The following is a 26,191-nucleotide window of genomic DNA, read 5'->3' as shown; positions in this document are numbered from 1 at the left end:
AGCGGACCACGGCAGCGGGCGTGGGTACCGACGGCCTCGGAGGAGAGTCATGGCATCCGGCAAGGCCGGTCGCGGGCGGCGCCCCGCTGGTTCCGAGAAGTTCGAGAAGACGCTGACCCGGATCTGTGTGGGGCTCGTCATCGCGGGCCCCACGCTCGGCCTCGCGGCCGGTGCGCTGGGGGCGGCGGAGTTCTATCCGTCCGACCACATGTTGCCCGTCGCGCTGACCGTGATGCTGAGCCTGGTCGGGGCAGGGCTGTTGATCGCAGCCTGCGCCGGGGCCTACGTCCTGGGCGGTTGGAGGGCGACCCCGTTCGGCGTCGCCCTCGTCGCGGGTGTCGGTGTACTCGCCTACGGGTTGGCGGAGGCCGACGACGCGTGGCGTGACGTCGGTGTCGTCCTTCTCGCGACGTCCTGCGCCGGGTTCTGGGCCGCCCCGGCGGCGTCTCCACGGGAGCGGACGACGAGACGCAGGAGCGGCCCTGCGGCTTCCCGCACGCCGGCCGGGGTCGGCGGCGTCTTCGGCACCGGCGCGGTGATCGCGATCGTCGGACACGTGGTGAGCGTGTGGTGGGTGTTGCTGTTCGGCGCGTTGGCGGTGGGCGCCGCGACAGGTGCCGGGGTCGGCATGTGGCTGGAGAACCGCAGAGAGGCACGCGCGAGCTGAGGGCCGTCCCGTGGAAGCCCCACTGTGACGTGCGGACCGTGGATGGTTCCGGATGGGGACGCAACGGGCTCGGAGCCACCGCAGGCCGCGAAGCTCCGTACAGGAACTGCGAACACCCGTGCACAGCCTGCGGACACGGTGGCGTCAGGCGTAGTGGGCGGCGATGCCGGTGACGCCCGGTGCGACGTGGGGGCGCAGGACGAGGTCCGCGTCGTAGTCGCCGCCGTCCTGGGTGCGGAACGACACGGGGTCCGTCTCCTCCAACGTCGACAGCCGCTGCCGCAGGCGGGCCACCGCGGCCTGGTAGTCGCCCTCGGTGGCCCGGTCCGCGCCGTACACGGCCATCGGGGGCAAGGGGTCCATTCCGGTGTAGTGGGCGATGCCGTGCTGGACGGGGAACAGCACCTGCTCCAGTTCGCCGTGGATACCCCTCGGCCCGAACGACGCCTCCCGCGCCCCGACGGTGGTCACCACCATGGCGCGCCTGCCCCGCAGTCCTCCGTCGCCGTAGCGCAGCGTGGCACCGGTGACGGGGTCGCGCACACCGAAGGCGAAGCCGTTGACGAACACCCGGTCGAACCAGCCCTTCAGGATGGCGGGCATACCGAACCACCACAGCGGAAACTGCACGACCAGCACGTCAGAGGCACGCACGAGCTCCTGCTCGGCGCGGATGTCCTCGCACAGCCTCCCCCGGCGGTAGGCGTCCTCGGCCGCGGCGCCGACCAGCAACCGTTCGGCGGGGTCGTGGGCGAAGTCGGCTGCGTCCACCACCGGGTTCCACTTCATGGCATAGAGGTCGCGGACCCGCACCTCGTGACCGAGAGCGCGAAGGTGGCTGACTCCCTCGCAGGCGAGCGCGTGTGTCAGCGACCGGCGGTCCGGGTGGGCGACGATCCAGAGCACGTTCATGCCTTCGAGCGTGCTCGGCCTGCCCGCCCCCGGCGAGTGGCCGGAAAGACATCCTGCGAAAGAATCGGGCCATGGCAAGTCGACACCGTGTGGCCGTGCTGGTGCGCCACGGCGTGCTCCCGCTGGAACTGGGTCTCGTGCACCAACTGTTCGGGGTGGCCCGTTCGACAGGCGGCGCACCGCTGTACTCGGTGGAGACCTGCGCGCTCGAACCGGGGCCGGTCCGCACCGACGCGGACTTCGTCGTCCACGTCGAGAGCGGCCCCGACCTGCTCGCCCTGGCGGACACCGTCGTGATCCCCGCGAGCCACGAACTCGACGAGACCGACCGGGTGCTGCCCCCCGCGCTGGCCGACGCGTTGCGCCGGGTACGACCCGGCACGCGCCTGGCCTCGATCTGCACGGGAGCCTTCGTGCTCGCCGCGGCGGGCCTGCTCGACGGTCTCCGCGCCACCACACACTGGAAGTCGGCCGAGAGGTTCCGCAGGTCCTTTCCCGCCGTGGACCTCGATCCGGACGTGCTCTACACCGACAACGGCGACGTGCTGACCTCCGCGGGAGAGGCGGCGGGAATCGACCTGTGCCTCCACCTCATCCGCCGCGACCACGGTGCCGCGGTGGCGGGCGAGGTGGCCCGCAGCACGGTCGTGCCGCCGCACCGGGAGGGCGGGCAGGCCCAGTACCTGCAGGTCCCGGTGCCGCCGTCCGGAGCTCACGACTCCACGGCCCCGGCGCGTGAGTGGGCCCTGCGCAACCTGGACCGTCCCATGAGGCTGGCCGACCTGGCCGCGCGGGCGGCCATGAGCACACGGTCGTTCACCCGCCGCTTCCGGCAGGAGGTCGGCCTGTCCCCACGGCAGTGGCTGATCCGGCAGCGCGTCGAGCGCGCTCGCCAACTGCTGGAACGCACCGACCTGCCCGTCGACCGGGTGGCCGAGGCTGTGGGTTTCACCACGGCGGTGTCATTGCGGCAGCACTTCACGGGCACACTCGGTGTGTCCCCCAGCGCCTATCGACGTACCTTCCGTGGCAGCGGTCACAGCCCAGCCGGCTGACCGGCGTTCACGGAATGCATCCGGCCCGGAGTGCGTTGCTCCACGGGAAGGAGGGTGCAGAATTGGCTGACGCGACCCTGACCGCCGCACGTTCCTCGACCGCTCGGCACGCTTCCCGGCGTGGCCGCCCCGCGAACGACGAACCGGACATCGTCCGCTACTACCTCGACGAGGTCGGCGCGACGCCCCTGCTGACCGCCAACCAGGAAGTGGACCTCGCGAAGCGGATCGAGGCCGGAGTGTACGCCGCCGAGCTGCTTCGCCGAGCCGACGCGGACGAGACCACGCTCGACCACGACCGCCGCGAACTCGAAGCGATCGCCCGGGACGGACAGCGTGCCAAGGACCACATGGTCAAGGCTAACCTCCGGCTCGTCGTGACGGCCGCACGCAAGAACCGGCACACCAACCTGCCGCTGCTGGACGCGATCCAGGAGGGCAATCTCGGCCTGATCCGGGCCGTGGAGAAGTTCGACTACGCCAAGGGCTACAAGTTCTCCACCTACGCCATGTGGTGGATCCGCCAGGCCATCCAGCGCGGCAACGCGTTCCAGAGCAACACCATCCGCCTGCCGATGCACGTCAACGAGCAGGTCGCGAAGCTCGACCGCCTGGAGCGCACGCTTCAGGCCCACAGCGATCACGAGCCCACTCTGGAGGAGCTGGCCGCCGCCGCGGACATGCCGGTGGAACGTGTGGTGGCCCTGCGCCAGGCGGGTCGCTCGACCGTCAGCCTCGACGTGCCCCTCGACGAGGACGGTGAGCTGCACCTCGGCGACCTGGTGTCGGACGGCACCGTGCCCGCGGTCGGCGAGCGCCTCGAACGGCAGGCCATGGTGGACCAGCTGCGTGCGGCGCTCGACAGTCTGCCTCCGGCGGAGGCGGCCGTGGTGACCCTGCGCTACGGCCTGCGGGACGGACACCAGCACACGATCCCGGAGATCTCGCAGCGGCTGGGCCTGAGCCGCAAGCGGGTGCGCACGCTGGAGTCACGCGCCATGGACATGCTGCGTGAACCCCGGCGCAGCGAGTCGCTGCTCGACTGGGCGAGCTGATTCGGGCTGACGGGCGCGCCGGCGCACGGCGGCGGCCCACGGCTCACCACAGCGAACGGCGGCGAACGACACTGCCGTTGTCGGACGCCGGTCATAGGATCGGGTCGTGGACCTGCCTGTCATGCCGCCGGTCCGGCCGATGCTGGCCAAGCTGGTGCGGGAGCTTCCCCGCTCGCCGGGGCTGCGCTACGAGCCGAAGTGGGACGGCTTCCGCTGCATCGTGTTCCGGGACGGTGCCGACATCGAACTCGGATCGCGCAACGACCGTCCGCTCACGCGCTACTTCTCCGAGCTGCTCGCTCCGCTGGCCGACGCGCTGCCGGAGCGTTGCGTGGTGGACGGGGAGATCGTCGTGGTCACCGCCGAGGGCCTCGACTTCGACGCGCTCCAGAACCGGTTGCATCCCGCCGCGTCGCGGGTCCGCAAGCTCGCGGCCGAGACGCCCGCGAGTTTCGTCGCGTTCGACGTACTGGCGCTCGACGACCGTGACCTGACCGAGGAACCGTTCGTCCGGCGGCGCGAGTTGCTGGAGAGCGTGCTCGACACGGCTCGGGCACGGGTGCATCTCACGCCGCTCACCGACGACCCTGACGTGGCGCGGGACTGGTTCACGCGGTTCGAGGGCGCCGGTTTCGACGGTGTGATGGCCAAGGACCCGGACCTGCCCTACGAGCAGGACCGGCGCACGATGTGGAAGGTCAAGCACGAGCGCACGGCCGACTGCGTGGTCGCGGGGTTCCGGTGGCACAAGGACGGCAGGGGTGTCGGTTCCCTGCTGCTGGGTCTCCACGCCGGCGGGGTACTGCACCACGTCGGCGTGGCCAGTGGTTTCTCCGTCGAGCGGCGCGGCGAGCTCGCAGCCGAGCTCCGGCCGCTGCGTGCCGGCGCGCTCGCCGCGCACCCGTGGCGGAACTGGGCGGAAGCGGCCCGTGACCCCGGCGCCGCGGCCGGGCGGATGCCGGGCGGGCCGAGCCGGTGGAGCGCGGGCAAGGACCTGACGTGGGAACCGCTGCGACCCGAACTCGTCGCGGAGGTGCGGTACGACCACGTGCAGGCCGGCCGGTTCCGCCACAGCGCCAGGCTGGTGCGGTTCCGCCCGGACCGTACGCCGGAGTCGTGCACGTACGCGCAGCTCGAAGAGGCCGCTCCCGCCGAACTGACCGCGTTCTTCGACGAGGTGGGGTCCCGATGAGCGGGAGCAGGGACCCGGGTGTCGTGCTCGACGTGGACGGCACCGAGGTGACGGTCTCCAACCCCGGCAAGGTCTACTTCCCCGAGCGTGGTGAGACGAAGCTCGACCTCGTCCGTTACTACCAGGCCGTCGCGGGCCCGTTGCTGGCCACGCTGGGCGGGCGCCCGCTGCTGATGGAGCGTCACCCCTCCGGTGCGGGAGGCAAGTCCTGGTTCCAGAAGCGGGTGCCGTCGTCGACACCGCCGTGGCTGCAAACCACGGTCGTGGCCACCCCGAACGGCACGACGAGCGACGCCCTCGTGGCGGCCGACCTCGCGCACGTCCTGTGGGCGGTGAACCTGGGGTGCCTCGGCTTCCACGTCTGGCCCTACCTCGCGGACTCCCCGGAGGCCGCCGACGAGCTGCGCGTCGACCTCGATCCGGCTCCGGGCGTGGCGTTCTCCCAGGTGAGGGAGACCGCATGGGCCACGAGGGCACTGCTGGACGAACTCGGCATCGAGGGCTTCGTCAAGACCACCGGGTCACGGGGCCTGCACGTCTACGTACGACTGGAGCCGCGCTGGGACAGCTACCAGGTCCGCGCGGGCGCGGTCGCCCTCGCCAGGGAGCTGCACCGCAGGCACCCCGACCTCGTCACCGACGCATGGTGGAAGGAGGAGCGGGGCCCGCGGGTTTTCGTGGACTTCAACCAGAACGCGCCCCACAAGACGGTGTTCGGCGCGTGGTGCGTGCGCCCCAGAGTCGGCGGCCAGGTGTCCACCCCCCTCGCCTGGGGCGAGTTGGCCGACGTCGTGCCGGACGACCTCACGCTCACCACCGTCCCGGCGTTGTTGGCCGAGCGCGGGGACCCGTGGCGGGACATGGGCGCGCGGCCGCAGTCGCTGGAACCGCTGCTGGAGATGTCCCGCCGCGACCTGGAGTCCGGTCTGCCCGATGCTCCGTGGCCGCCGGTGTACCCCAAGCAGCCGGGTGAGCCGCCGCGCGTCGCCCCCAGCCGCGCCAAGCGCCCCTCGCGCTCCTGAGTGACCGAGCGGATCGTCCGCTCGCCCGGCCACTCATGACTTCGAACCGCTCTGGAGCTCCTGCCACATCGATCTGTTCGGCTCGCAACGCCGATGTGTCAGGAGCTCTTACGGGCCTTGGCGGTCTGGCGTCCGCTGGCCTTCTGCAGCGCGTTCACGAGATCCTTCTTGCTCATCGACGAGCGGCCCGGGATGTCGAGCTGCCGCGCGCGCTCGTAGAGGTGTTGCTTGCTCGCGTTCGCGTCCACACCACCGGCCGTTTTCGCGGTGCGCTGCCCGGCGCCTCGGGAGGCCTGCTTGTCGGACGGTCCCTTGCGTCCCTTGGGCTCCCAGTGGTCGCCCACCTTCTCGAAGGTGTGCTTGAGCGCGGCGAAAGCCGTCTGGTGGGCCCGCCTGCCCTCGCCATAGGTCTCGACTGCGGAGTCGTGCGCCTCGATCCACGTCCGCTGGGCCTTCTCCGGGGAGCGTTGCAGTGTGCTCGGAAGCTCCTTGCGTCCCGGCACTGGAATCACCCGCCTCGTGATCGGTTGCGGTTCTTCGTGTCGCTGCCGTCCGGGTTACCGATCTCCCGGATCGGCAAACCGGACTCCGTTGGCATCGGCCGCCACGGACGCCGGGTTCCGTCACCGATCACCGGCCACGCCTCCGAGCGGAGTAATCCCCTGATCGTTTTCGGACTTTCCTCGCCCGACGAACCCGTTCACCGGTGTCGTACTCGCTAGCATCGTCGGAGTCAGTCGACCTACTGGGGGTTCGATGGCCGAACGAGAACTACCGTCGAAGGGCAACGTCACGAACCAGGCCGGTCCGGCCGCACCGAATGACCCGGAAACGGTGACGCAGGTCGAAGTACACCACCTCACGCCGAACTCCTCCCTGCGACAGCGGGATCTGCCCCTCGACACGATGCGGGTGTGGACGATGTCGTTCGGCCCCGTGGTGTTACGCCGCACACGCAGGTTGATCGAGCAGTCCAATCCGGAGACCTACAACGTCGTGGTGCTGCGCAGGGGGTTGCTGCGCCGCGTGGACAACGCCACCGAGGTGACGTACGGGCCGGGTGACCTGCACGTCAACGACTCGTCGCTGCCCTTCCGGCTCGACGCCCACGGCGCGAGCACGATCTCCTGTGTCGGTGTGGAGGCGCCGAAGGCGCTGCTGCCGTTGCCGCGTGACCGCGCACGATCGCTGATCGGGCGAAGGGTGTCCGCGAGGGAGGGGCTGGGAGGTCTGCTGACGACCGTGCTCGATCGCGTCATCGCCGACCACGTCTCCTACCGGAACACCGACGCCCCACGGGTGGCAGTGGTACTCCGGGACCTGCTCGCGGGCTTGTTCACACAGGTGCTGGAGGACGAGAAGCAGTACGTGCCCGCGGAGGTCCACCGCCGGAACCTGCTACTGCGGATGCGGACGTTCATAGACCAGCACCTGTCCGATCCGGAACTCGGTCCGCGACTCGTCGCGGACGCCCACCACGTCTCGACGAGCCACGTCCACAGGCTGTTCGGCGCCGACGGGACCACGGTGGCGGGGTGGATTCGCGCACGCAGGCTGGAGCGGGCCCGCAGAGACCTCTCCGACCCGGCGATGAACTCCGTTCCCGTCCACCACATCGCGGCGCGCTGGGGTTTCTCGCACCACGCGGCCTTCACCCGCGCCTTCCGCGCCGCCTACGGGGTCGCACCCCGTGATCTTCGACGCGAGGCACTGCCCCGGTCGACGCGGACGGAGCGTCAAACGATCGGAGAGTCTGCGTCAACGACATCGACCACGTTCCCCGCCAGCATGGTTCCTCGACGATGACACTCGCACCACGGTGGTGCGGGTGGTGATCAGAAGGGTGGCACGATGCGCGCGATGCGTATGCTGTTGCCGGCTGTGGCGGCCCTGCTGCTGGCGTTGATGCCCGCGACGGCGTCGGCAGCACAGGAGTCACCGGCGGCCGGCGGGGAAGGGGTGTCGGTGGCCGAGTACGAACTCGACATCGCCGTGGCGGGGACTCCTCCGTCGAGCGGGCTGACCTGTAGGGAGATAACCGGGGCGCGCGTGTGCTTCGAACACTACGGCGACAAGTGGTGGGTGCGCGACACGGCTGCCGACGGCGCCTCCGCCGTCGTCCTCTGGGACAACTACCGTAACGGCTCCCTCTACCGCCAGGGCGAGTGCCAGAACCGCCTGGGCTCCGGGACCTGGGGTGTCTGCAACAAGAACTACTACGAGGACAGCACGCTCGATTGGCTCGCGTGCGTGTACGACGTGTCCGAGGGCAGGCTCATCCGCTGCGGGTGACGGTTCGGGCACTCCCTCACCGACCGACGGTGCGTCCCGGCGAATCGAGTGAGCCACGGCACGAGCCGCGACAACTCCGTCCACACGCGACACTAGGCCGGACGGGCCACGGTGCTGGCGAACGACTGTCGATGCTGGGACACTGGACGTCGTGCTGTGGCTCGATCTCGAAGGTGCCGTGAACGTCAGGGACGTCGGTGGGATTCCCACCGACGACGGGGAGAAGATCACGCGGGGCAGGCTGCTTCGCTCCGACAACCTCCAGAACCTCTCGCCCGCTGACGTGACGTATCTGGTGGACCACGTGCGGTTGAGCACCGTGGTGGACCTGCGCTCCCCCGCCGAGGTCGCCGCGGAGGGGCCCGCGCCGCTGACCCGTCTCGGCCACATCACACACGTCAACCACTCGCTGCTGCCCGAGCACGGCTTCGACGCCACGGCGGAGGCACTGCTCGTGCGCCGCAAGCGGGAGGAGGAGCGCTTTCCCGGCGACCCGTCGTGCGCGCACTACCTCGGTTACGTGGAGGAGCGGCCCGACAGCATCGTGGCGGCGCTGCGGGCCGTCAACCGCTCGCCCGGCGCGGCCCTGGTGCACTGCGCGGCGGGCAAGGACCGCACCGGCGTGGTGGTGGCGTTCGCGCTCACCGTGGCCGGGGCGCGCCGCGAGGACGTCATCCGTGACTACGCGGCCACGGGAGAGCGTCTGCACCTCATTCTCGACCGGCTGCGCAGTTCCCCCACCTACGCGAGCAGCGTCGACAGCGTGCCCGAGGACCACCACCGCCCGCGTGCCGAGACGATGGAGGCGTTCCTGGAGCAGGTCGACAAGCGGCACGGCGGTGTGCTCGGCGTGCTCGGCAGCAACGGCTTCACCGACGACGAACTCGACGCCCTGCGCCGGAGACTCAGGACCTGACGCCACGTTCCCGAGTCCTCACCACACGTGACGGCGAGGTCGCTCCGTCCGGCCCGTTCCGCACACCCGGCCGGACGCGTCCGCGTCCTTTCGACGTGGCTTCGGCGGGCCACCTGACCGCCGTACCCCGGCGGCCGGTCGTACCGCCGGGGTGAGGTCCGGCACCTGCTCTATCCTTCCCGCATGGCCGAGATCAGTTCGCCCTTCGGCACGTGGACGTTCGACGGCGAAGTACTGCGCATCACCCCCGGCTCCCATCGCCGCGTGCACAAGGTGCGGAAGACACTCGGAGAGGTGGAACTCCCGCTCCCCACGATCGCAGGCCTGTCGTACGAGCCCGGACGCAAGACGGGCAGGCTCCGGGTGCGGGTCAAGGACGGCGCCGACCCGCTGTCGGTGGTGGCGGGCGGCCACCTGCCCGACAACGCCGACCCCTACCAGCTCACCGTCGAACCCGAACAGCAGCAGGCCGCCGAGTACCTGGTGGACGCCGTGCGGTTCACCAGGCGACCGGCCGACGACCCGGCGGCCTTCCACCGGTACGCGCTGCCCGGCCCCGCCGTCCCCGTGACGGTGTCCGTGGGAGAGGCGGCCGTGTCGTGCGACGGCCATCGGGTCGTCCTGGAGTGGGGGTGGCAGGCTTCCGAGGCGAAACGGAAGCTCCACCGCACCGAACTCGCCCTCGACGCCCTCGATGGTGTGGAATGGCGGCCGTCCGCCGGATTCAACGACGGACTGCTGCGGTTCCGCGCTCGCGGTGTCCCCGCCACCCTCCCGCCCGAGAGCGACCCCCACTGCGTGCGTCTCATCTGGGGCACGGAGAACGAACTGTCGACCGTACTGGTCGCCGCCGCCGTCGTGGCCAGGCTGCCGCACCCGAACGCGCCCACCGAGCCGGAGTCGTCGGAAAACGTTCCGCAACCGCCCGACGCGAGCGCGCTCGACGACGTGGACGGCGTGCTGCGGCGGTTGCGTGAGCTCGGCGACCTGCACCGTGACGGCATCCTGGACGACGCCGAGTTCGCCGCCGCGAAGCAGGCTTTGCTGCGCAGGCTGTCGAGCTGAGCTACCGCACCCACCCGTCCGGCGTGGCCGTGCCGTGGGGCAGGTAGCGGCGAAAGCCACGCCCGGTGAGGCCGGGAGTGTCGGCGATGAGCCGAGGCACGTCGTCGTCGGCCCGCAACTGGTTCTCGACCACACGCTGGTGGGAGAGTTCGTCGGTGAACTCGGCCCAGTTGACCATCTGGGTGCCGTCGAGCGCGATGTGGAAGTGGTTGCCGCCCATTCCCTCGGGGAACTCGGTGCCCATGGTCGCGGGGTGGGTCGCGGGGTGGCGGTCGAGCAGCGCGTCGACGACCCGGCGGCCGGTCTCGGCGTCGGCGGTGTCGAACGTGACGACGACGATGATCCCCGGCGTGGGAACCTCCTTCGGCACGGCACTGCGGTAGAGGCGGTGGCGCACCGAGCTCACGACGCCGACGGTCCGCTCGACGGGCTCCGGGTCCCGGACCGCGGCTCCGTCGAGGGCCTCCTCGCCGGTCCACTGTGAGTACCGCAGCACCGTGTGGCCGTCGGTACCGAGGAACACGGTGTCGGAGAGCAGACCGTCGTTCCACGGCCGGTCGGCGGTCAGGAGCGTTTCGGCGACCTCCCGTTGCCGGGCGGGCTCCCGCACGACGACGGTGTCGACGACCGCGAGACCGGCGTCGACGCGCCGCACGTCAGGAAGAGTGATGTTCGATGTCATGCGCCGAACCTACGGACACGGCGGGCCTACGGGCATCTGTCGACCGACCGGGCCGCGGCACGGTCACGGAATCGGATACACCACCCTGGCGTCTCCCCCGCCCCGGCGCCGTGGTTCGGCGACGGCCTGGAACGTCCCGTCGGGCAGGATCTCGACGGCCGCTGCGGCACCGAGCTCCGACGTGGTGGAGAACCGGTGTCCGTAGGCCTCCAGCGAGGGGCCGTGGGTCTCCCGGAACGCGGGTTCCGCCGACACCGTGGCGGTGTTGCGTTGCGTGGCTCTGGGCGCCGCGAGAGCGGTGGGCAGGTCCAGGCCGCCGTCGATGCGGTTGAGGAGGATCTGGGACACCGTGGTGATGATCGTGGAACCTCCCGGCGAGCCGAGCGCGAGCCACGGCTCACCGTCGCGCAGCACGATGGTCGGCGACATCGAGGAACGCGGCCGCTTGCCGCCCTCGATGCGGTTGGGGTCCTCAGGGTCGTACACGTGGCTGAAGTCGGTGAGTTCGTTGTTCAGCAGGAAGCCACGTCCGGGTACGGTGATGCCGCTGCCGCCCGTCTGCTCGATCGTCAGCGTGTACGCCACCACGTTGCCCCATCGGTCCACGACGGACAGGTGCGTGGTCGACAGCCCTTCGGTGTCGGGCCGGTCGACGAACTCGGTGCCGGTATCGCGGCAGGTGGGGTCGTAGTCTCCGTCGGCCTGTCCCGCCGCCACGGGCTTGGCCGCCGCCGTGTCCGGGTCGAGCTCGCAGGCCCGTTCGGCGGCGAAGTCGTCGGACAGCAACTCCTCGACGGGCACGTCGACGAAGGCGGAGTCACCGAGGTAGCGGGCACGGTCGGCGTAGGCCAGGGCCGACGCCTCCAGGTAGTGGTGCAGGCGCTCCTCGGTGGTCATCGCCGAGGTGCCGAAGTGTTCGAGGATGTTCAGGATCTCGCCGACCGTAGTGCCACCGCTCGACGGCGGTGCCATCCCCACGACCTCGTAGCCGCGGTAGTCGTGACGCGTGGGCTCCGGGCGCGCGACCGCGTACGCGGCCATGTCCTGAGCGGTCAGGTGCCCCGGCGGCACCGGCAGGTCCGTCCGCCCGCTGCGCGGCGGGTTCCGTACCGTGGAGGCGATCTCCTCGGCGATCGGTCCTTTGTAGAACCAGTCGGTACCCCGCCTGCCGAGCTCGGCGTAGGTGCGGGCGAGGTCGTGGTTGCGGAACACCGAACCCACCTCGGGGGCGTCCCCGCCCGGCAGGAACAGCTCGGCGGTCGGCGCGATCGCCGAGAAGCGCTCCGCGTTGTCGAGGGTCTGTTCCCGGAACTCCTCGTCGACCACGAAGCCGCGCCGCGCGAGCCGGGTGGCGGGTCGCAACGCCTCGGCGAGTGAGTACGTTCCCCACTCCTGTAGCGCCACCTGCCAGGTGGCGGGTGTTCCGGGAACCCCGACGGACACCCCGCTCGTCACCATGTCCGGGAAGAACGGGTACGGCCGCCCGGTCTCCGGGTCGATGAACGCGTCGGAAGGCATGGCCTCCGGCGCGGTCTCCCGGCCGTCGACGGTGTCGACCTCACCGGTCGCGGCGTCGTAGTGGACGAAGAAGCCGCCCCCACCGATGCCCGCGCTGTACGGCTCGGTGACCCCCAGCGCGGCCGCGGTCGCCACGGCGGCGTCGGTCGCGTTGCCACCCCTGCGCAGCACCTCGATGCCCACGGCCGTGGCTTCCGGGTCCACCGAACTGACCGCTCCGCCCGCACCGACCGCCACCGCGTTCTTCTCGACCTGCCTCGGCTGCGCACCCGCCGCCGGTTGGGTGAGTGCCGTGAGACTCGCCGTCAGGCCCACGGCTGTCAGCGTTGCCAGCGCCCGGCACCGGACCGATCGCGCGTGCCTCGTGGACATCCTCGCCTCCCGGAGTCGTCGTGCGGGACCGTCCCACAGCATCGTCCACGACAGACCGCCGCGCGACCCTGGTCCACCCGGACGAATCACCTTCCACCGTTCGTGGCAATCCGCCGCCCTTCCGCTCGCGAATGTCGCGAACGGATAACGATCAGCGCCGTTCCATCGGCCGGAACGCTCGCCACCACGAAGGTTTGGTACAGACCAAAACTCCCCGGCGTAGGAGGAGGGACAGGCATGCGCACGACGACACGCGCCAGGCGTGGCCGCGGTGCCGGTCGGGTGACCGCGGCACTGCTCGCGACGGTCGCGGTGACCTCGGCCTGTTCGGGCGGCGGTTCGGGCGGCGGAGGCTTCACCACCGACCTGCAGCTCGGCACCGGCAGCACGGGCGGGGTGTACTACCCGCTCGGACAGGAGTACGCGAACATCTTCGCCGAGGAGGTCGGCGTCGAGGGTCTGAACGTCACCGCCGTGGAGACCGGGGCTTCCGTCGAGAACCTCGCCAAGATCGCGCGTGGGGAGCTGCAACTCGCCATCGCCCAGCACAACACGGCACAGGACGCCGTAGGCGGTCGCGGCGAGTTCGAGGGCGCGAAGGTGGAGAACGTCGGCCTGCTCGGCAAGCTCTACCCCGAAGCCGCCCAGGTCATCACCCTGGAGTCCTCGGGCATCGACTCGGTGGCCGACCTGCGCGGCAAGACCGTCGCCATCGGCCCTCCTGGCGGAGGCACCCGCGAGGCGGCCGAGGAGATCCTGGCCGCCTACGGCCTCGAGGAGGGCTCCTACACCGCTCTGGAGGAGGGCTTCGCCGACGCCAAGGCGAAGCTGCAGGACGGCAACGCCGACGCCTCCATCGAGATCCTCGGCGTCCCCGCGGCGAGTCTGCAGGAGCTGCACGCCACGACCGGACAGGTGAAGCTGATCCCGATCGACGGTCCCGAGCTGGAGACCATCGTGGGTAACAGCCAGTTCGAGGAGTACGAAATCCCGGCGGGTACCTACGAGTTCCTCGACGAACCGGTGCCGACCGTCTCGGTGTTCGCCTCCATGTACGCCTCCACCACGCAGGTCAGCGAGGAGCTGGGTTACGAGCTCACGAAGGCGCTCTACGAGCGGGCCGACTCCCTCACGCTGGCGCAGAAGGAACTGATCACGCTGGAGGAGGCCACGGTCGGCCAGGGCGACGTCCCGCTGCACCCCGGCGCGCGCAAGTACTTCTCGGAGCAGGGCCTCCTCGACTGAGAAGGCGCTGGGGAAGGAGCACCGCACGATGCCCGACGACACCGCGTCCCCACCGGCTCGCCCGGCCCCGGAGGCCGGCGCCGAGCCGGACGAGCGGCGGCGGGAGCAGGCCCGCGCCTACGACCGGGAGAGCCGCTACCGCACCCGGCTGGGGCCGTGGAAGTACCTCGTCGCGGTGCTCGGCACCGGGCTGACGCTGTTCCAGCTCTACACGGCCCTGTTCGGCACGTTCACCTCGATCATCCAGGGTGCGGTGCACGTCGGCATGGCACTCAGCCTGGTGTACCTGCTGTACCCGGCGAGGAGAGCGTGGGCGAGCAGGCCCGGAGTGCCGCTGTACGACGTGGTGCTGTGCGTGCTCGCGCTCGCGGCGAACGGCTACATCGTGTTCGACTACGAGCGGCTGACGACACGGGCGGTGGTGCTCGGGTTCACACCGTTCGACGTCGTCGTGGCCACCGCCGCGCTGGCGTTGATCCTGGAGGCCACGCGCCGCTGCGTCGGTCTGCCGATCGTGGTGATCGCGCTGGCCGCGCTCGCCTACGGCTACTACGGGCCGTCCATGCCGGTCTTCTCCCACCCCGGCTTCTCGTTCGACGCCCTGGTGTCCGAATCGGTCTACAGCTCGACGTCCGTGTTCGGCACCCCCGTACAGGTGTCGTCGACGTTCATCTTCCTGTTCCTGTTCTTCGGGGTCGTCCTCGTCAGGACCAACATCGGCCGGTTCTTCAACGACCTGGCCTTCGGGCTCACCGGCCGCTACACCGGTGGCACGGCGAAGGCCGCCGTGGTGGCCAGCGGGCTGCAGGGCATGGTGTCGGGCAGTTCCGTGGCCAACACCGTCGCCTCCGGGTCGTTCACCATCCCGATGATGAAGCGCGCGGGGTTCCGCCCCCACGTCGCGGGCGCGACGGAGGCCACCGCATCCACCGGAGGGCAGCTCGTGCCACCCGTGATGGGCGCGGCCGTGTTCATCATGGGCGAGTACACCGGCACGCCCTACAACGAGCTGATCCTGTACGCGGTGGTTCCCGCGGCGCTCTACTACCTGGGCGTGTTCAGCGGCGTGCACTTCGAGGCGCTGCGCACGGGCGTGCTCGGCTCGCCGAAGGACCAGCTCCCGCGTCTGCGCGAGCTCCTCGGTCGCTCCTACCTGCTCGCCCCACTGGTGGTCATCATCGGACTGTTGCTGGCGGGCCGCTCACCGGCCAACGCCGCGCTGTTCGGCATCCTCACCGCTCTGCTGGTGAGTCTCGTGCGCGCCGACACCCGGCTGTCCCTCATCGGGTTCGCGCGGCTGTTCGAGGCCGGTGCGCGTGCCGCGCTGCCGGTGATCGCGGCCTGCGCGAGCGCGGGCATCATCGCGGGCACCGTCACGCGGACGGGGCTCGGCGGCAAGCTGGCCGGCGGCATCGTCGAGTTGTCGGGCGGCAGCTTCGCCCTGGTTCTCGTCCTCACGATGGTGGCGTGCCTGCTGCTGGGCATGGGGCTGCCGACGACGGCGAACTACGTCGTCACGGCAACGGTCGCCGCCCCGATCCTCATCCAACTCGGTGTGCCGACCGTGGCCGCGCACTTCTTCGTCTTCTACTTCGGCATCGTCGCCGACATCACACCGCCGGTGTGCCTGGCCGCGTACGCGGGGGCCGGGCTCGCGGGTGCCAACCCCATGCGCACCGGTGTGACGGCGTTCAAACTCGCGGTCCCGGCGTTCCTCGTGCCGTACGTGTTCGTGCTCGAACCACAACTGCTGCTACAGGAGGTGACCTTCACCGGATTCACCGTCACGCTGCTCACCGCCGTCGTGGGCATCGTGGCGGTGGCGGCCGGGCTCATCGGATTCGCACCGGACGACGGTGCCCTGCCCCGTGCCGCCCTGGTCGTGGGCGGGTTGGCGGCCATCCACCCACACCCGTGGCTGTCGCTGGGCGGCCTCGCCGTGATCGCGGTGGTGGTCGTGGCCCGCCGTCTGCGACGCTCCGGACAGCCGCTCGGACAGGACGAGAAGAGCAGGACCTCATGAGCGCTTCCGGCCCCCGCTTCCACCCGCTCACGGCCGAGGAGGTCGCGGGCGTGTTCGCCCACGCGGCGAAGGGTGTGTTCCCCGAACCCGACTGGTCGGTGCGCGTGGCGCCGCTGTGCGGTCCCGCCGCCGCGGTGGTGGCCTTCACCGGGTGCTTCGTCGTCACCGCGCCCGTGGACCTCCGGTGGTGGGAGCACGCCCTCACGGAGGCGGGCAGCCTCGACCCCCTGCATCCGCGGGTGCTGCTCGCCCTCGCCGACCACCTCGGAACCACGGTCGGTGAGAACGACGCGGTGCTGGTGGCCCCGCCCTCACCCACCCTGTCGCCCGCGCCGCCGGTGCGGCTGCTGCCGTTCGACGACGGGCATCCACGGGTTGAGCTGGCGCGCCGGTTACGCGACGACGTGCGGGCATGGACGACCGTGGAGGGTGACGGTCTGCTGGTGCTCGGTCGTGGCCTCGGCGGGCGGTGGGAGATGAGCATGGACGTGGCCCCCCACTCCCGCGCCCGCGGCCTTGGCCGCGCGCTCGCCTCCGCCGCCCGCAGCAACATCCCTCGGGGCGAACCCGTCTTCGCGCAGGTCACCCCGGGCAACGCGGCGTCGATGCGGGCCCTGCTCGCCGCGGGCTACCGCCCGATCGGGCAGGAGGTGCTGTTCCCCCTGCGCTCGTGACCTCGCGAGGCCACTCACCCGGACGTGGGCAGGGGCGGTGTCCCCTCCGGCGGGACCCGGTGTCCCGTGCCCTGCTCGTAGGCGTAGGCGAATCCGAGCAACGCCGGCTCGGCGAAGGGCTCCCCCAGTAGTTCCACTCCCACGGGCAGCCCGTCGGAGGTGAACCCGGCCGGGACACTCACGGCGGGAAAGCCGCTGAACGCGGCGAGCCGGCAGTTGCGGTACGACTGCGGGACGCCGATCGGGGTCGGCGGCTCGCTGATGGACGGGTAGACCAACGCGTCGAGGTCGTGGGTGGCCAGCAGTTCGGTGAGCAGGTCCCGCAACCGGTCGCGCTGGCGTAGGGCCTCCTCGTACTCCGGGTTGGGCAGCGACGGGCTGCCCACCCAGTTCCGCAGGGTGTCGAGGACGCTCGGCGTGACCTCGCCGGAGGCCACGATATCGGCGAGGGTGAGTTCGTCACGGGGTTCGGTCAGGTGGGCCAGCCTGCGGGGCGCGCCCCGAGCGGACTCGGCGAGATAGGCGTCGAAGTCGCGCTCGAACTCGTGCCGCACCCGGTTGGCCCGGTCCGCGGCGTCCATGAGCTCCGGCCGCGGCCCGAGTTCCACCACCTCGGCTCCGAGTGCCCTCATGTCGGCGACGGCCGCGCGCACGAGCGCACTGGTGTCGGCGGCACGTCCCTCGGTGTCGAAGTAGTCGGTGACGACCCCCAGTCTGGCGCCCTCCAGCGCCTCACGCCGGAGCTCGCTCGTGTAGGAGCCGGGCACCCGGCCGATCGCCGCCTCGGTGACAGGGTCCGCCGGGTCGTGACCCGCGGTGGCGTCGAGCAACAGCGCCGCGTCCTCGACCGACATGGTGAGCGGGCCCACGGTGTCCTGCGTTCCCGCCAGCGGCGCGACACCGTCGCGACTGGACAGTCCGAGCGTGGGCCGCACACCGACGAGGTTGTTGTGAGCGGCCGGGATGCGCACCGAGCCACACGTGTCCGTGCCGAGCCCCGCCGGAGCGAACGACGCCGCCACGGCCGCGGCGGTCCCGCCGCTGGATCCGCCGGGGTGGCGGCTCGGGTCGTACGGGTTGCGGGTCTGTCCGCCGAGCGAGGACACGGTGTAGACGCTCATCGCGTACTCGTGCAGGTTCGTCTTGGCGAGCACGATGGCGCCCGCGTCCCGCAGGCGGGCCACCTGGGTGGCGTCGTCGGGAGCGCGCAGTCCGCGCAGCGCCAGGGATCCGCTCGTGGTCGGCAGGTCGCGGGTGTCGATGTTGTCCTTCACCACGACGGGAATCCCGTGCAGGGGACCACGAACGTGTCCCCGCGCGCGTTCGGCGTCGAGCCGTCTCGCCTCCGCCCTGACCGCGGGGGCGACCGTGAGCACCGCGCGCAGACCGGGACGGCCCGCCCGGTCGCGGTCGTAGGCGTCGATGCGGCGCAGGTACGCGTCGACGAGCTGAGCGGACGTCACCGTGCCCTCGTCGAGCATGGTGCGCAGGTCGGCCACCGTCAGACCGACCACCTGGGGTTCCGGAGCCGTTACCGTCCGCTCGGCCGACGCTGGGACGACCGTCGTCGACAACACGGCCGCGACAGTGGAGACGACTGCGAGGAGACCGACGAGTCCGTGCCGCACGAGCGCCCCTTCCACCGGAGGTGATCGATCCAGAGCTACTCCGTGCTCGCGGAACGTGTCCAGACGGCTCCGGAAAATGGCGCCGTTCGGCGTAGCCGACGGCCACACACGACCTGGCACAGCCCCACGTCACCCCCGCTGATCGCGGGGTAAGCTGCCTCACTGTCGCGCGGCCCGCCGCCCGGCCACCGACGTTTCGGCGCGCCGCGGACCTGGTAGGTCGAAGGACACCCATCATCGACACGACAAACGATTCGGACTCGACGCCATGCACGCAGAGCACCGTGAGCAGTGGGGAACCCGGGCCGGGTTTCTCCTGGCCGCCATCGGCTCCGCCGTCGGCCTCGGCAACATCTGGCGCTTTCCCTATATCGCCTACGAAAACGGCGGCGGGGCGTTCCTCGTCCCCTACCTCGCCGCGCTCCTGACGGCGGGCATCCCGCTCCTCATCATGGAGTACTCCCTCGGCCACAAGTACCGGAGCACCCCGCCGACGGCGTTCCTCCGCCTGTCCCGACCCGCCCAGGCCATCGGCTGGTGGCAGGTCGCCATCTGTTTCGTCATCGCCGCCTACTACGCCGTCATCATCGCGTGGTCGTTCGTGTACACCGGTTTCTCGGTCAACAAGGCCTGGGGTGACGACCCGGAGACCTTCCTGTTCTCCGACTTCCTCCAGGCTTCCGACGCACCGACCATGGACCTGTCGTACGTCGGTGGCATCCTCGTGCCGCTCATCGTCGTCTGGCTCATCACCCTCGGCGTGCTCGCCGCGGGCGTGCGCCGCGGCATCGAGCGTGCGAACAAGATCTTCATCCCACTGCTGCTGGTGATGTTCCTCGCCCTCGTGATCAGGGCCGTGACGTTGCCGGGCGCCACGGAGGGTCTCAACGCGTTCTTCACCCCCGACTGGTCGTCCATCACCGACGGCAGCGTGTGGGTCGCCGCGTACGGCCAGATCTTCTTCTCGCTGTCCATCGGGTTCGGCATCATGATCACGTACTCGTCGTACCTGCGGCGGCGCTCCGACCTCAGCGGGTCGGCGATGGTCGCCGGGCTCGCCAACAGCTCGTTCGAGCTGCTCGCCGGGATCGGCGTGTTCGCGACGATCGGCTTCATGGCGGCGAACGCCGGCGTCCCGGTGGGCGAGCTGGCCACCAGCGGGATCGGCCTCGCCTTCGTCGCCTTCCCGCAGATCATCTCCAACATGCCCGCGGGTGAGCTGTTCGGCGTCCTGTTCTTCGGCTCGCTCGCCATCGCCGGGCTGACGTCGCTCATCAGCATCGTGCAGGTGCTCGTGGGTTCCGTGGCCGACCGCACGGGTCTGCGCCGGATCCCGGCCGTGCTCATCGTCGGTGGCGCCACGGCCCTGGTCTCCATCATCCTGTTCCCCACCACGGGCGGTGTCTACCTGCTCGACGTCGTCGACCGTTTCATCAACCAGTACGGCATCGTCGTCGCCGCCCTCGTGTCGGTGATCGTCGTGGCGTGGCTGCTGCGCCAGCTCAAGCCGCTGGGAGACCACGCCAACGAGACCTCGGCCATCAAGCTCGGCCTGCTGTGGCGGGTCACCCTCGGTGTGGTCACGCCGGTGGTGCTCGGAGTGATGTTGTGGGACAGCCTGCGAACCGAACTGGCCGAGAACTACGAGGGCTACCCGGATTCCTTCCTGCTCGGCGCGGGTTGGTGCGTGGCACTGGGCGCGCTGGTGCTCGGTGTCGTCCTGTCGCTGGTGCCGTGGAAGCGGGGACAGCAGGTCACTGAAGAGGAGGTGCAACGCTGATGTCGGCGAGTGCCATCGTGATGCTCATCGTCTCCATCGGACTCGTGTGGGGTGGCCTGGTGCTGGCGATCCTGCGCCTGCGCAAGCATCCGGAACAGCCGGAGGACGAGGCCTAGTACGGCCTGGAACCGGTCAACGCACGGCCTCGAAGAAGGTCGTGACGTTGTCGGCGAACAGGGCGGGCACTTCCATCGCCGCGAAGTGCCCGCCTTCGTCGTACTCGGCCCAGTGCACGACGTTGAGGTGTCGCTGCGCGATCGGGCGGGCGGGCAGGTTCAGGTCGTGGGCGAACACGGCGACTCCCACCGGAGCGGCGAAGGACCCCGTGACCCGAGTCGACTCCCGGTACAGCCGCGCTGACGACGCCGCCGTGCCGGTCGCCCAGTAGAGCATGACGTCGGTGAGCAACCTCTCGTCCGGGACAGTCGAACGCGGGTCGGTCCACTCGTCGAACCGCGAGGCGATCCAGGCGAGCTGCCCCACCGGTGAGTCGGTCAGCGCATAGGCGAGAGTCTGCGGCATCTGCGTCTGCACGAGCTGGTAAGCGGGCCGGTTCGCGACGAAGGCGTTGGTGTGCTCGACCCTTGCCCGATCGGCAGGGGACAGCTCGCGCGACTCCTCCTCGGAGGCCGGCGTCGGGAGGTAGTTGAGATGCACTCCGACCACCGCCTCCGGCGCCACCTGTGCCACCAGCCGGGAAATGGCCGCACCCCAGTCACCACCCTGCACCCCGTAACGGCGATAGCCGAGCCTGCGCATCAACTCCGCCCACGCCTTCGCGACGCGGGTCGTGTCCCACCCGCGTTCGATCGTCGGGCCGGAGAACCCGAAACCGGGGATCGACGGGACGACGAGGTGGAAGCGGCGTGCCAGCAGCGGTAGGACGTCGAGGAACTCCACCACCGAGCCGGGCCAACCGTGGGTCAGCAGCAGCGGCAGCGCGTCCGGCTCCGGCGAGCGCACGTGGACCAGGTGCACCCGTTGGCCGTCGATCTCGGTGACGTACTGCGGAACCGCGTTGAGCTCTCGTTCGTGTGCCCTCCAGTCGTAGGTGGTGCGCCAGTGTTCGGCCAGCTCCCGCACCCGGGCCAGGGGAATGCCGTAGTGGTCCCCGGCTCCGGGCAGTTCGTCCGGCCATCGGGTCGCGGCCAGCCTCGTGCGGAGATCGTCGAGCACCTGGTCGGCGATGTGGATACGGAACGGTTCGATCACGAGCCCTCCATCCGTTAGCGCCACTAACGTTAGTCGCACAAACGATTGGTCGTCAACCGTCCTGCCCGGACCGTTAGACTCACGCCATGGCGTCGCCTCACTCCGCCCGGTCCCGTATGACCGAGTTGCCCAGCTGGCTGCTCACCCAGTCGGCGCTGCACGCCCACCGCCTGGTGGGTGAAGGGCTGGCGGAGGTCGGCGCCCGCGGCTATCACTACCGGCTGCTGACGACGCTGGCGGAGGACGGACCCGCCAGTCAGAACACTCTCGGCCGCCGCAGCGGAATCCACGCCAGCGACCTCGTCGCCACCATCAACGAGCTCGCCGAGGACGGCTACGTCCGCCGCGAACCCGATCCCTCCGACCGGCGGCGCAACGTCGTCTCGCTCACCGCGGAGGGCCGACGAAGGCTGCGCCGCCTCGACACGGCGGTGCAGCACATCCAGGACCGGGTTCTCGCGTCCCTGTCGACTGAGCAGCGCACCCAGCTCACCGAGCTGCTCCGCATCCTGCTCGACCACCACACGAACCGCCCGGACCCCGCGGCGACATGATCGCCTGACGGCCGTCCGGTACGCCTGACCGGAACACGTCCGTCGGCACCGCGACCTCCGCGCTCCAGCTCGTCCACGGCGTCACGGGAGTGCGTGGGACACGGGACTCGGCCACACATCACGAGTTGGAACCGCTGGTGCGGGCCGGGCTGTCTCCGCCCACACTCGGACGGTCCACGTGGCGGTCTCCTGGGGCGTTCACCACGGTCCCGCCGGACGGCGACGGATGTTCGACGACAGCGAGCGCCGCGGGGGGAGCTTCTTCCCGCGACCGGGACCGCGCGGCACCGCGCATCGGTTCCCGGATGAATCCATCGGTTCGACTGCCAGGATTCAGCTGGCCTTGGCCGGGACGCCGACCACGGGTTCGCCCGCGCCGCCGCGCCTTCCGCCCACCGATCCCGCGAGGTCGGGGGTCCGCGCCATCCAGCGCAACCCCCGCCGTACCTCCGCGACGGGGAACTCCGGCGGCACCGGCTGCCCCGGCGATTCGCCGCGCAGGAGCGCGACGGTGTAGGCCGCCACGATCTCCGGCTTGGGCAGGGGGTCGTCACCCAGGTAGCTCACGACGATGAGGTCCTCGCCGCACCCGGTTTCGAGCGCTCCGGCCCAGCCGTGCTGCTCGTCCCACAGGAGGGCGACGTCCCGGTTCGGGTAGTCGGGCAGGTGCCCGTCCACCGCGAGGTACAGGGTCAACGGCTCCGACTGCACGAACGAGGAGTCGCCGTTCAGCCCCAGGGTTTCCACGACGTTGCGAACGTAGTTCCGCAAACCCCTCACGACAGGATCCGCGGATCCCAGTTCCCATTCCATGGACGCTCCGACCAGTCACACGGTTTCGCCCGGCGGCTCACCGGGCCGAACGGGAAATACCCGGCCCCATATTCACCCAAACGTGGCGCCGGTGCGTCCGGGTCGTCCCGGCGGCGCGGCGTCTCGGAGCTCACTTCCCGGCTTTCGCCACAGGCCCGGCCATACCGTGGAGGCCGGTTTCGGAGGGCCGCGCGCGTCGGCGGTCGACACCTGTGCCATCTTGTACGCACAAGCTATACGTACAAGTGCGGACAACGATGCCGCACTGCCGACAAGGAGGCCGGCATGAGCAGTACGGAGACCTCCCGAGTCCCGCTGTTCGCCACGATGCAACGCATTCCCGGTGGGCTCATGCTGATCCCACTGGTCCTGGGCACGCTCGTCGCGACGTTCGCACCGGGAGTGCTGGACATCGGCAGCTTCACCACCGGGCTGTTCAAGGACAGCGCGACCCCGCTCATCGCGCTGCTCATCTTCGCCACCGGTACCCAGGTCACGGCACGCACCAGCGGCCCCGTCCTCGCCCACGCGGGCACCGTGCTGCTGCTGAAGAGCCTCGTCCCGGCGGGACTCGTGGTGCTGCTCGGCCTCGCCGTCGGGCTCGACGGCGTCCTCGGCATCTCGCTGCTCGGCCTGCTCGCCTGCGTGGACAACAGCAACGGCGGACTGTGGCTGGCGTTCGCGGGCCAGTACGGCGACGAGCGCGACCGGGGCGCCTACATCGCGAGCGCGGTGAACGACGGCCCCTTCCTCACCATGCTCTTCCTCGGGGCGTCCGGGCTCGGCGACATCCCGCTGACCGACCTCGTGGCGGCCATCGTCCCGTTCCTGCTGGGCGTGCTCGTCGGCAACATCGACGCGCAGTGGCGGCGGGTGCTGGACCCGGTGCCCAACATCGTCATCCCGTTCTTCGCGTTCGCGCTGGGCACCGGCATCGACCTCGGTGACGTGGTCACCGGTGGCGTCACCGGCATCCTCGTGGGCCTCGTGGTCGCGCCGTTCACCGGCTTCCTCGTCTACCTCGGCTACCGGTTCCTGCTGCGGCGGGGCAAGCAGTCCGGCCTCGGCTTCGCCGCGGGCACGACGGCGGGCAACGCCATCGCCACCCCGGCCATCGTCGCGGCGGCCGACCCGTCGTTCCAGGAGTACGTCGGCACGGCCACCGCGCAGGTGGCGTCCTCGGTGCTGGTGACCGCGATCGTCGCTCCCCTGCTGGCCTCGTTCGCCCTCAAACGCGCCGGTGCGCTGGGCACGCCCGCCACACCACAGGAGCAGCCGTCATGACGCCGCGGGTGGCGGTGATCGCCGACGACCTGACGGGTGCGGGGGACACCGCACTGCAGTTCACCGAGGCCGGCTGGACCGCCGAGCTGATGCTGAACCCCGGGGAGAGCTCCGCGGAGGTCGTGGCCGTCACCACCGACTCGCGGGCACTCGCTCCCGCCGAGGCGGCGGGCCGCGTCCGGGCGGTCACGACCGATCTCGTCCGCTCCGGCGTCCCCCGGCTCTACAAGAAGATCGACTCGACCCTGCGCGGACCGCTGCGCGCGGAGATCGACGCGGTGCTCGACGCGCTCGGCGGTGAGGTGATCGCCGTGGTGTGCCCGGCGTTTCCCGCCGTGGGCCGCACGCTGGTCGACGGCACCCTGCTCGTGAACGGCACGCCCGTGGCGGACACGCCGGTGGGCCGCGACCCCGTGACACCCGTGACGTGCAGCCACGTGCCGACGCTGCTCGACGCTCCCCTGCTGTCGCTGGACCCGGACGGCGGCCCCACCGAGTGGGCGCGGCAGGCGCGCGCCGCGGGACGGGTCGTGGTGGTCGACGCCGCCGACGACGCCGACCTCGACCGCATCGCCGCGCTGACGACCGAACTCGGCGACCGTGCCGTCGCCGTGGGATCGGCCGGACTGGCCGCTCCCCTGGCACGGCACTGGCACCGTCCCACGGGTACCGCCCTGGTCGTCGTCACCACGCTGCACGCGGCGACGGGTGAACAGGCAGCGCGGTTGAGCGCCTCCGGCGTGCCCGTGCTCGCACCGACACGACGGCAGCTGCTCGACGACGAGGCCTGGGCCGACTTCACCGGCGCCGCCGTCGCCGAGGCGGCCCGGCGCCCGCCGGTGCTGCTGCTGCGCGCCCCGGAACGCGGGGACGGCAGCCTGTCGCCGGACCTGGTGTCCGCCCGGCTCGCCGCACTCGCGGCGGAGCTCCTCCGCGAGTGCGACATCGCGGGACTCGTGGCCACCGGCGGTGACGGTGCGCGCGCCGTCCTCTCCGCGCTGGGTGCCGGCGGCATCCACGTGACCGGTCAGGTGGCTCCGGGCGTGCCGCTCGGCACCGTGGTCGGCGGCCCGAACGCGGGCCTGCCCGTGGCCACGAAGGCCGGCGGGTTCGGCGGACCAGACGTGTTGACCAAGGCCGCGGACGCGGTCAGGAAGACCCGAAACGACAAGGAGTAACCGGTGAACGACCAGCAGGTGCCCACGCTCGCCCTCACCCTGGGCGATGTCGCCGGGATCGGACCGGAGATCACCGTCCGCACCCTGCTCGACCACGACGAGCTGCGCGGTGTCTGCAAGCCCGTGGTGATCGGGGACGCCGCCGCGCTCCGCAGGGCGGCGGAGTTGCTCGGCAAGGACCCCGGCGCGGTGCGCGTGGTCGGCTCGCCCGCCGAGGCCACGGGCGATCCGGCGCTCGTCGAGGTGATCCAGGACGGGCCGTCGCTGGACGACGTGCCCTACGGGGAGCTGAACCCGCGCGCGGGCGACGCCGCCGCCCGGTTCGTGATGACCGCCTGCGCGCTCGCCCGGGACGGGCAGGTCGACGGCATCGTCACCGCGCCGCTCAACAAGGCGGCCATGCACGCGGGCGGCCACAACTGGCCCGGCCACACCGAGCTGCTGGCCCACGAGTTCGGCGTGAGGAACTTCAGCCTCGTGCTGTCGGCCGGGGAGCTGTTCTTCTTCCACCTCACCACCCACGTCTCGCTGCGCGACGCGATCGCGGGAGTCACCCCGGAACGCACCGACAGCGTGCTGCGACTCGTCGGCTCGTTCGCGCGGGCTCTCGGCCGTCCCGACGAGCCCATCGGACTGGCGGGCCTGAACCCGCACGCGGGCGAGAACCGGCTGTTCGGCGACGAGGACGCCGACGTCCTCGCGCCCGCCGTGGAGCGAGCGAAGGCCGCGGGCATCAATGCCGTGGGTCCCCTGCCCGCGGACGCGCTGATCCCGGCCGCGGTGAAGGGCAGGTGGAAGTTCGTGGTCGTGTGCTACCACGACCAGGGCCACGCGCCGTTCAAGGCGGTCTACGGCGACGACGGCGTCAACATCACCGTCGGTTTGCCCGTCGTGCGCGTGTCGGTGGACCACGGCACCGCGTTCGACATCGCGGGCAAGGGCGTCGCCAGGGAGGCGAGCCTGGTGCTGGCCACCCGCAGGGCCGCCGAACTGGCCCCCGCCTGGCACGAGGTGTGGGAGACCGCTCGCGCGGGCGAGGTCTCGTAGACTGC

Annotated in this window: 25 protein-coding genes; 18 read left to right on the top strand and 7 right to left on the bottom strand. The window is 70.8% G+C overall.

The window, feature by feature from the left end; genetic code table 11:
* The first annotated feature begins 49 nt into the window (after positions 1 to 49).
* Entirely contained in the window at positions 50 to 667 is a 618-nt protein-coding gene (locus SACCYDRAFT_RS08770; RefSeq protein ID WP_005455493.1) for a hypothetical protein, read from the top strand.
* 144 nt (positions 668 to 811) lie between these two features.
* On the opposite strand, the gene SACCYDRAFT_RS08765 is transcribed toward SACCYDRAFT_RS08770, so the two are convergent.
* The gene (locus tag SACCYDRAFT_RS08765) at positions 812 to 1,579 is read right to left on the bottom strand and encodes an NAD(P)H-dependent oxidoreductase (RefSeq protein ID WP_005455491.1); all 768 of its coding nucleotides are present in this window, start codon (positions 1,577 to 1,579) and stop codon (positions 812 to 814) included.
* A gap of 71 nt (positions 1,580 to 1,650) precedes the next feature.
* On the opposite strand from SACCYDRAFT_RS08765, the gene SACCYDRAFT_RS08760 reads away from it, so the two are divergent.
* From SACCYDRAFT_RS08760 to ligD, 4 genes are all read left to right on the top strand, one after another.
* Positions 1,651 to 2,634, top strand: a complete 984-nt coding sequence (locus tag SACCYDRAFT_RS08760; protein WP_005455489.1) for a GlxA family transcriptional regulator — start codon at positions 1,651 to 1,653, stop codon at positions 2,632 to 2,634.
* A gap of 62 nt (positions 2,635 to 2,696) precedes the next feature.
* Positions 2,697 to 3,689: a sigma-70 family RNA polymerase sigma factor gene (locus SACCYDRAFT_RS08755; RefSeq protein WP_005455488.1), complete on the top strand. Its 993-nt coding sequence runs from the start codon at positions 2,697 to 2,699 to the stop codon at positions 3,687 to 3,689.
* Between the two features lie 106 nt (positions 3,690 to 3,795).
* A complete protein-coding gene (locus tag SACCYDRAFT_RS08750; RefSeq protein WP_198284979.1) occupies positions 3,796 to 4,881 on the top strand; it encodes an ATP-dependent DNA ligase in 1,086 nt (361 codons plus the stop codon).
* Positions 4,878 to 5,903, top strand: a complete 1,026-nt coding sequence (gene ligD, locus SACCYDRAFT_RS08745) for a non-homologous end-joining DNA ligase (RefSeq protein WP_005455484.1) — start codon at positions 4,878 to 4,880, stop codon at positions 5,901 to 5,903. The genes SACCYDRAFT_RS08750 and ligD overlap by 4 nt, the downstream gene beginning before the upstream one ends.
* Positions 5,904 to 6,001: 98 nt before the next feature.
* On the opposite strand, the gene SACCYDRAFT_RS08740 is transcribed toward ligD, so the two are convergent.
* A complete protein-coding gene (locus SACCYDRAFT_RS08740) occupies positions 6,002 to 6,406 on the bottom strand; it encodes a ChaB family protein (protein WP_005455482.1) in 405 nt (134 codons plus the stop codon).
* 253 nt (positions 6,407 to 6,659) lie between these two features.
* On the opposite strand from SACCYDRAFT_RS08740, the gene SACCYDRAFT_RS08735 reads away from it, so the two are divergent.
* The 4 genes from SACCYDRAFT_RS08735 to SACCYDRAFT_RS08720 all read left to right on the top strand — a co-directional run bounded on the left by SACCYDRAFT_RS08735 (position 6,660) and on the right by SACCYDRAFT_RS08720 (position 10,176).
* Complete coding sequence (locus tag SACCYDRAFT_RS08735; protein WP_005455479.1) at positions 6,660 to 7,709, top strand: helix-turn-helix domain-containing protein; 1,050 nt, start codon at positions 6,660 to 6,662, stop codon at positions 7,707 to 7,709.
* A 45-nt stretch (positions 7,710 to 7,754) separates the two neighbouring features.
* Complete coding sequence (locus tag SACCYDRAFT_RS08730) at positions 7,755 to 8,195, top strand: hypothetical protein (RefSeq protein WP_005455477.1); 441 nt, start codon at positions 7,755 to 7,757, stop codon at positions 8,193 to 8,195.
* Between the two features lie 151 nt (positions 8,196 to 8,346).
* Positions 8,347 to 9,111, top strand: a complete 765-nt coding sequence (locus SACCYDRAFT_RS08725) for a tyrosine-protein phosphatase (RefSeq protein ID WP_005455476.1) — start codon at positions 8,347 to 8,349, stop codon at positions 9,109 to 9,111.
* A gap of 183 nt (positions 9,112 to 9,294) precedes the next feature.
* Positions 9,295 to 10,176 carry a DUF4429 domain-containing protein gene (locus SACCYDRAFT_RS08720; protein ID WP_005455475.1) on the top strand — a complete coding sequence of 294 codons (882 nt, stop codon included), beginning with the start codon at positions 9,295 to 9,297 and terminating at the stop codon, positions 10,174 to 10,176.
* A 1-nt stretch (position 10,177) separates the two neighbouring features.
* Here SACCYDRAFT_RS08720 and SACCYDRAFT_RS08715 read toward each other — a convergent pair whose 3' ends face one another.
* On the bottom strand, positions 10,178 to 10,858 hold the full coding sequence (locus tag SACCYDRAFT_RS08715; RefSeq protein WP_005455474.1) for a hypothetical protein: 681 nt from the start codon (positions 10,856 to 10,858) through the stop codon (positions 10,178 to 10,180).
* A gap of 63 nt (positions 10,859 to 10,921) precedes the next feature.
* Positions 10,922 to 12,748: a gamma-glutamyltransferase gene (gene ggt, locus SACCYDRAFT_RS08710; protein ID WP_005455473.1), complete on the bottom strand. Its 1,827-nt coding sequence runs from the start codon at positions 12,746 to 12,748 to the stop codon at positions 10,922 to 10,924.
* 237 nt (positions 12,749 to 12,985) lie between these two features.
* Between ggt and SACCYDRAFT_RS08705 the strand changes: the two genes are divergently transcribed.
* Genes SACCYDRAFT_RS08705 through SACCYDRAFT_RS08695 form a run of 3 tightly spaced genes read left to right on the top strand, consistent with a single transcriptional unit; the run spans position 12,986 to position 16,690 of the window.
* The gene (locus SACCYDRAFT_RS08705) at positions 12,986 to 13,993 is read left to right on the top strand and encodes a TAXI family TRAP transporter solute-binding subunit (RefSeq protein ID WP_005455472.1); all 1,008 of its coding nucleotides are present in this window, start codon (positions 12,986 to 12,988) and stop codon (positions 13,991 to 13,993) included.
* Positions 13,994 to 14,021: 28 nt separating this feature from the next.
* The gene (locus SACCYDRAFT_RS08700; protein WP_005455471.1) at positions 14,022 to 16,016 is read left to right on the top strand and encodes a TRAP transporter permease; all 1,995 of its coding nucleotides are present in this window, start codon (positions 14,022 to 14,024) and stop codon (positions 16,014 to 16,016) included.
* A complete protein-coding gene (locus SACCYDRAFT_RS08695; protein WP_005455469.1) occupies positions 16,013 to 16,690 on the top strand; it encodes a GNAT family protein in 678 nt (225 codons plus the stop codon). The genes SACCYDRAFT_RS08700 and SACCYDRAFT_RS08695 overlap by 4 nt, the downstream gene beginning before the upstream one ends.
* 14 nt (positions 16,691 to 16,704) lie before the next feature.
* On the opposite strand, the gene SACCYDRAFT_RS08690 is transcribed toward SACCYDRAFT_RS08695, so the two are convergent.
* Entirely contained in the window at positions 16,705 to 18,318 is a 1,614-nt protein-coding gene (locus tag SACCYDRAFT_RS08690) for an amidase (RefSeq protein WP_005455459.1), read from the bottom strand.
* Between the two features lie 268 nt (positions 18,319 to 18,586).
* Between SACCYDRAFT_RS08690 and SACCYDRAFT_RS08685 the strand changes: the two genes are divergently transcribed.
* Both SACCYDRAFT_RS08685 and SACCYDRAFT_RS25755 read left to right on the top strand, forming a co-directional pair.
* Positions 18,587 to 20,098 carry a sodium-dependent transporter gene (locus SACCYDRAFT_RS08685; RefSeq protein WP_005455458.1) on the top strand — a complete coding sequence of 504 codons (1,512 nt, stop codon included), beginning with the start codon at positions 18,587 to 18,589 and terminating at the stop codon, positions 20,096 to 20,098.
* Positions 20,098 to 20,214 (top strand): methionine/alanine import family NSS transporter small subunit, encoded by a 117-nt coding sequence (locus SACCYDRAFT_RS25755; RefSeq protein ID WP_005455457.1) that lies wholly within the window; start codon positions 20,098 to 20,100, stop codon positions 20,212 to 20,214. The genes SACCYDRAFT_RS08685 and SACCYDRAFT_RS25755 overlap by 1 nt, the downstream gene beginning before the upstream one ends.
* A 16-nt stretch (positions 20,215 to 20,230) precedes the next feature.
* On the opposite strand, the gene SACCYDRAFT_RS08680 is transcribed toward SACCYDRAFT_RS25755, so the two are convergent.
* Complete coding sequence (locus SACCYDRAFT_RS08680; RefSeq protein WP_005455456.1) at positions 20,231 to 21,310, bottom strand: epoxide hydrolase family protein; 1,080 nt, start codon at positions 21,308 to 21,310, stop codon at positions 20,231 to 20,233.
* Between the two features lie 86 nt (positions 21,311 to 21,396).
* On the opposite strand from SACCYDRAFT_RS08680, the gene SACCYDRAFT_RS08675 reads away from it, so the two are divergent.
* Entirely contained in the window at positions 21,397 to 21,864 is a 468-nt protein-coding gene (locus SACCYDRAFT_RS08675) for a MarR family winged helix-turn-helix transcriptional regulator (RefSeq protein WP_005455455.1), read from the top strand.
* A 333-nt stretch (positions 21,865 to 22,197) separates the two neighbouring features.
* On the opposite strand, the gene SACCYDRAFT_RS08670 is transcribed toward SACCYDRAFT_RS08675, so the two are convergent.
* Positions 22,198 to 22,677 (bottom strand): DUF6292 family protein, encoded by a 480-nt coding sequence (locus SACCYDRAFT_RS08670; RefSeq protein ID WP_005455454.1) that lies wholly within the window; start codon positions 22,675 to 22,677, stop codon positions 22,198 to 22,200.
* Between the two features lie 285 nt (positions 22,678 to 22,962).
* Here SACCYDRAFT_RS08670 and SACCYDRAFT_RS08665 point away from each other — a divergent pair, with 285 nt between their 5' ends.
* Genes SACCYDRAFT_RS08665 through pdxA form a run of 3 tightly spaced genes read left to right on the top strand, consistent with a single transcriptional unit; the run spans position 22,963 to position 26,186 of the window.
* Complete coding sequence (locus SACCYDRAFT_RS08665; RefSeq protein ID WP_005455453.1) at positions 22,963 to 23,961, top strand: 2-keto-3-deoxygluconate permease; 999 nt, start codon at positions 22,963 to 22,965, stop codon at positions 23,959 to 23,961.
* Positions 23,958 to 25,139, top strand: a complete 1,182-nt coding sequence (locus SACCYDRAFT_RS08660) for a four-carbon acid sugar kinase family protein (protein ID WP_005455452.1) — start codon at positions 23,958 to 23,960, stop codon at positions 25,137 to 25,139. Before SACCYDRAFT_RS08665 ends, SACCYDRAFT_RS08660 begins: the two co-directional genes overlap by 4 nt.
* Before the next feature lie 3 nt (positions 25,140 to 25,142).
* A complete protein-coding gene (pdxA, locus tag SACCYDRAFT_RS08655) occupies positions 25,143 to 26,186 on the top strand; it encodes a 4-hydroxythreonine-4-phosphate dehydrogenase PdxA (RefSeq protein ID WP_005455450.1) in 1,044 nt (347 codons plus the stop codon).
* The last annotated feature ends 5 nt before the right edge of the window (positions 26,187 to 26,191 follow it).

The sequence above is a fragment of the Saccharomonospora cyanea NA-134 genome (assembly GCF_000244975.1).
Lineage (GTDB): Bacteria > Actinomycetota > Actinomycetes > Mycobacteriales > Pseudonocardiaceae > Saccharomonospora > Saccharomonospora cyanea.
Note: the sequence above shows the minus strand (reverse complement) of the source record. Positions and strands in the feature narration are given on the sequence as shown.

Excerpts from the sequence above, each read along its gene's own strand:
- SACCYDRAFT_RS08770 (WP_005455493.1), top strand. The coding sequence starts at position 50 with ATGGCATCCGGCAAGGCCGGTCGCGGGCGGCGCCCCGCTGGTTCCGAG.
- SACCYDRAFT_RS08765 (WP_005455491.1), bottom strand. The coding sequence starts at position 1,579 with ATGAACGTGCTCTGGATCGTCGCCCACCCGGACCGCCGGTCGCTGACA.
- SACCYDRAFT_RS08760 (WP_005455489.1), top strand. The coding sequence starts at position 1,651 with ATGGCAAGTCGACACCGTGTGGCCGTGCTGGTGCGCCACGGCGTGCTC.
- ligD (WP_005455484.1), top strand. The coding sequence starts at position 4,878 with ATGAGCGGGAGCAGGGACCCGGGTGTCGTGCTCGACGTGGACGGCACC.
- SACCYDRAFT_RS08735 (WP_005455479.1), top strand. The coding sequence starts at position 6,660 with ATGGCCGAACGAGAACTACCGTCGAAGGGCAACGTCACGAACCAGGCC.
- SACCYDRAFT_RS08730 (WP_005455477.1), top strand. The coding sequence starts at position 7,755 with ATGCGCGCGATGCGTATGCTGTTGCCGGCTGTGGCGGCCCTGCTGCTG.
- SACCYDRAFT_RS08720 (WP_005455475.1), top strand. The coding sequence starts at position 9,295 with ATGGCCGAGATCAGTTCGCCCTTCGGCACGTGGACGTTCGACGGCGAA.
- SACCYDRAFT_RS08715 (WP_005455474.1), bottom strand. The coding sequence starts at position 10,858 with ATGACATCGAACATCACTCTTCCTGACGTGCGGCGCGTCGACGCCGGT.
- ggt (WP_005455473.1), bottom strand. The coding sequence starts at position 12,748 with ATGTCCACGAGGCACGCGCGATCGGTCCGGTGCCGGGCGCTGGCAACG.
- SACCYDRAFT_RS08705 (WP_005455472.1), top strand. The coding sequence starts at position 12,986 with ATGCGCACGACGACACGCGCCAGGCGTGGCCGCGGTGCCGGTCGGGTG.
- SACCYDRAFT_RS08700 (WP_005455471.1), top strand. The coding sequence starts at position 14,022 with ATGCCCGACGACACCGCGTCCCCACCGGCTCGCCCGGCCCCGGAGGCC.
- SACCYDRAFT_RS08695 (WP_005455469.1), top strand. The coding sequence starts at position 16,013 with ATGAGCGCTTCCGGCCCCCGCTTCCACCCGCTCACGGCCGAGGAGGTC.
- SACCYDRAFT_RS08685 (WP_005455458.1), top strand. The coding sequence starts at position 18,587 with ATGCACGCAGAGCACCGTGAGCAGTGGGGAACCCGGGCCGGGTTTCTC.
- SACCYDRAFT_RS25755 (WP_005455457.1), top strand. The coding sequence starts at position 20,098 with ATGTCGGCGAGTGCCATCGTGATGCTCATCGTCTCCATCGGACTCGTG.
- SACCYDRAFT_RS08675 (WP_005455455.1), top strand. The coding sequence starts at position 21,397 with ATGGCGTCGCCTCACTCCGCCCGGTCCCGTATGACCGAGTTGCCCAGC.
- SACCYDRAFT_RS08670 (WP_005455454.1), bottom strand. The coding sequence starts at position 22,677 with ATGGAATGGGAACTGGGATCCGCGGATCCTGTCGTGAGGGGTTTGCGG.
- SACCYDRAFT_RS08665 (WP_005455453.1), top strand. The coding sequence starts at position 22,963 with ATGAGCAGTACGGAGACCTCCCGAGTCCCGCTGTTCGCCACGATGCAA.
- SACCYDRAFT_RS08660 (WP_005455452.1), top strand. The coding sequence starts at position 23,958 with ATGACGCCGCGGGTGGCGGTGATCGCCGACGACCTGACGGGTGCGGGG.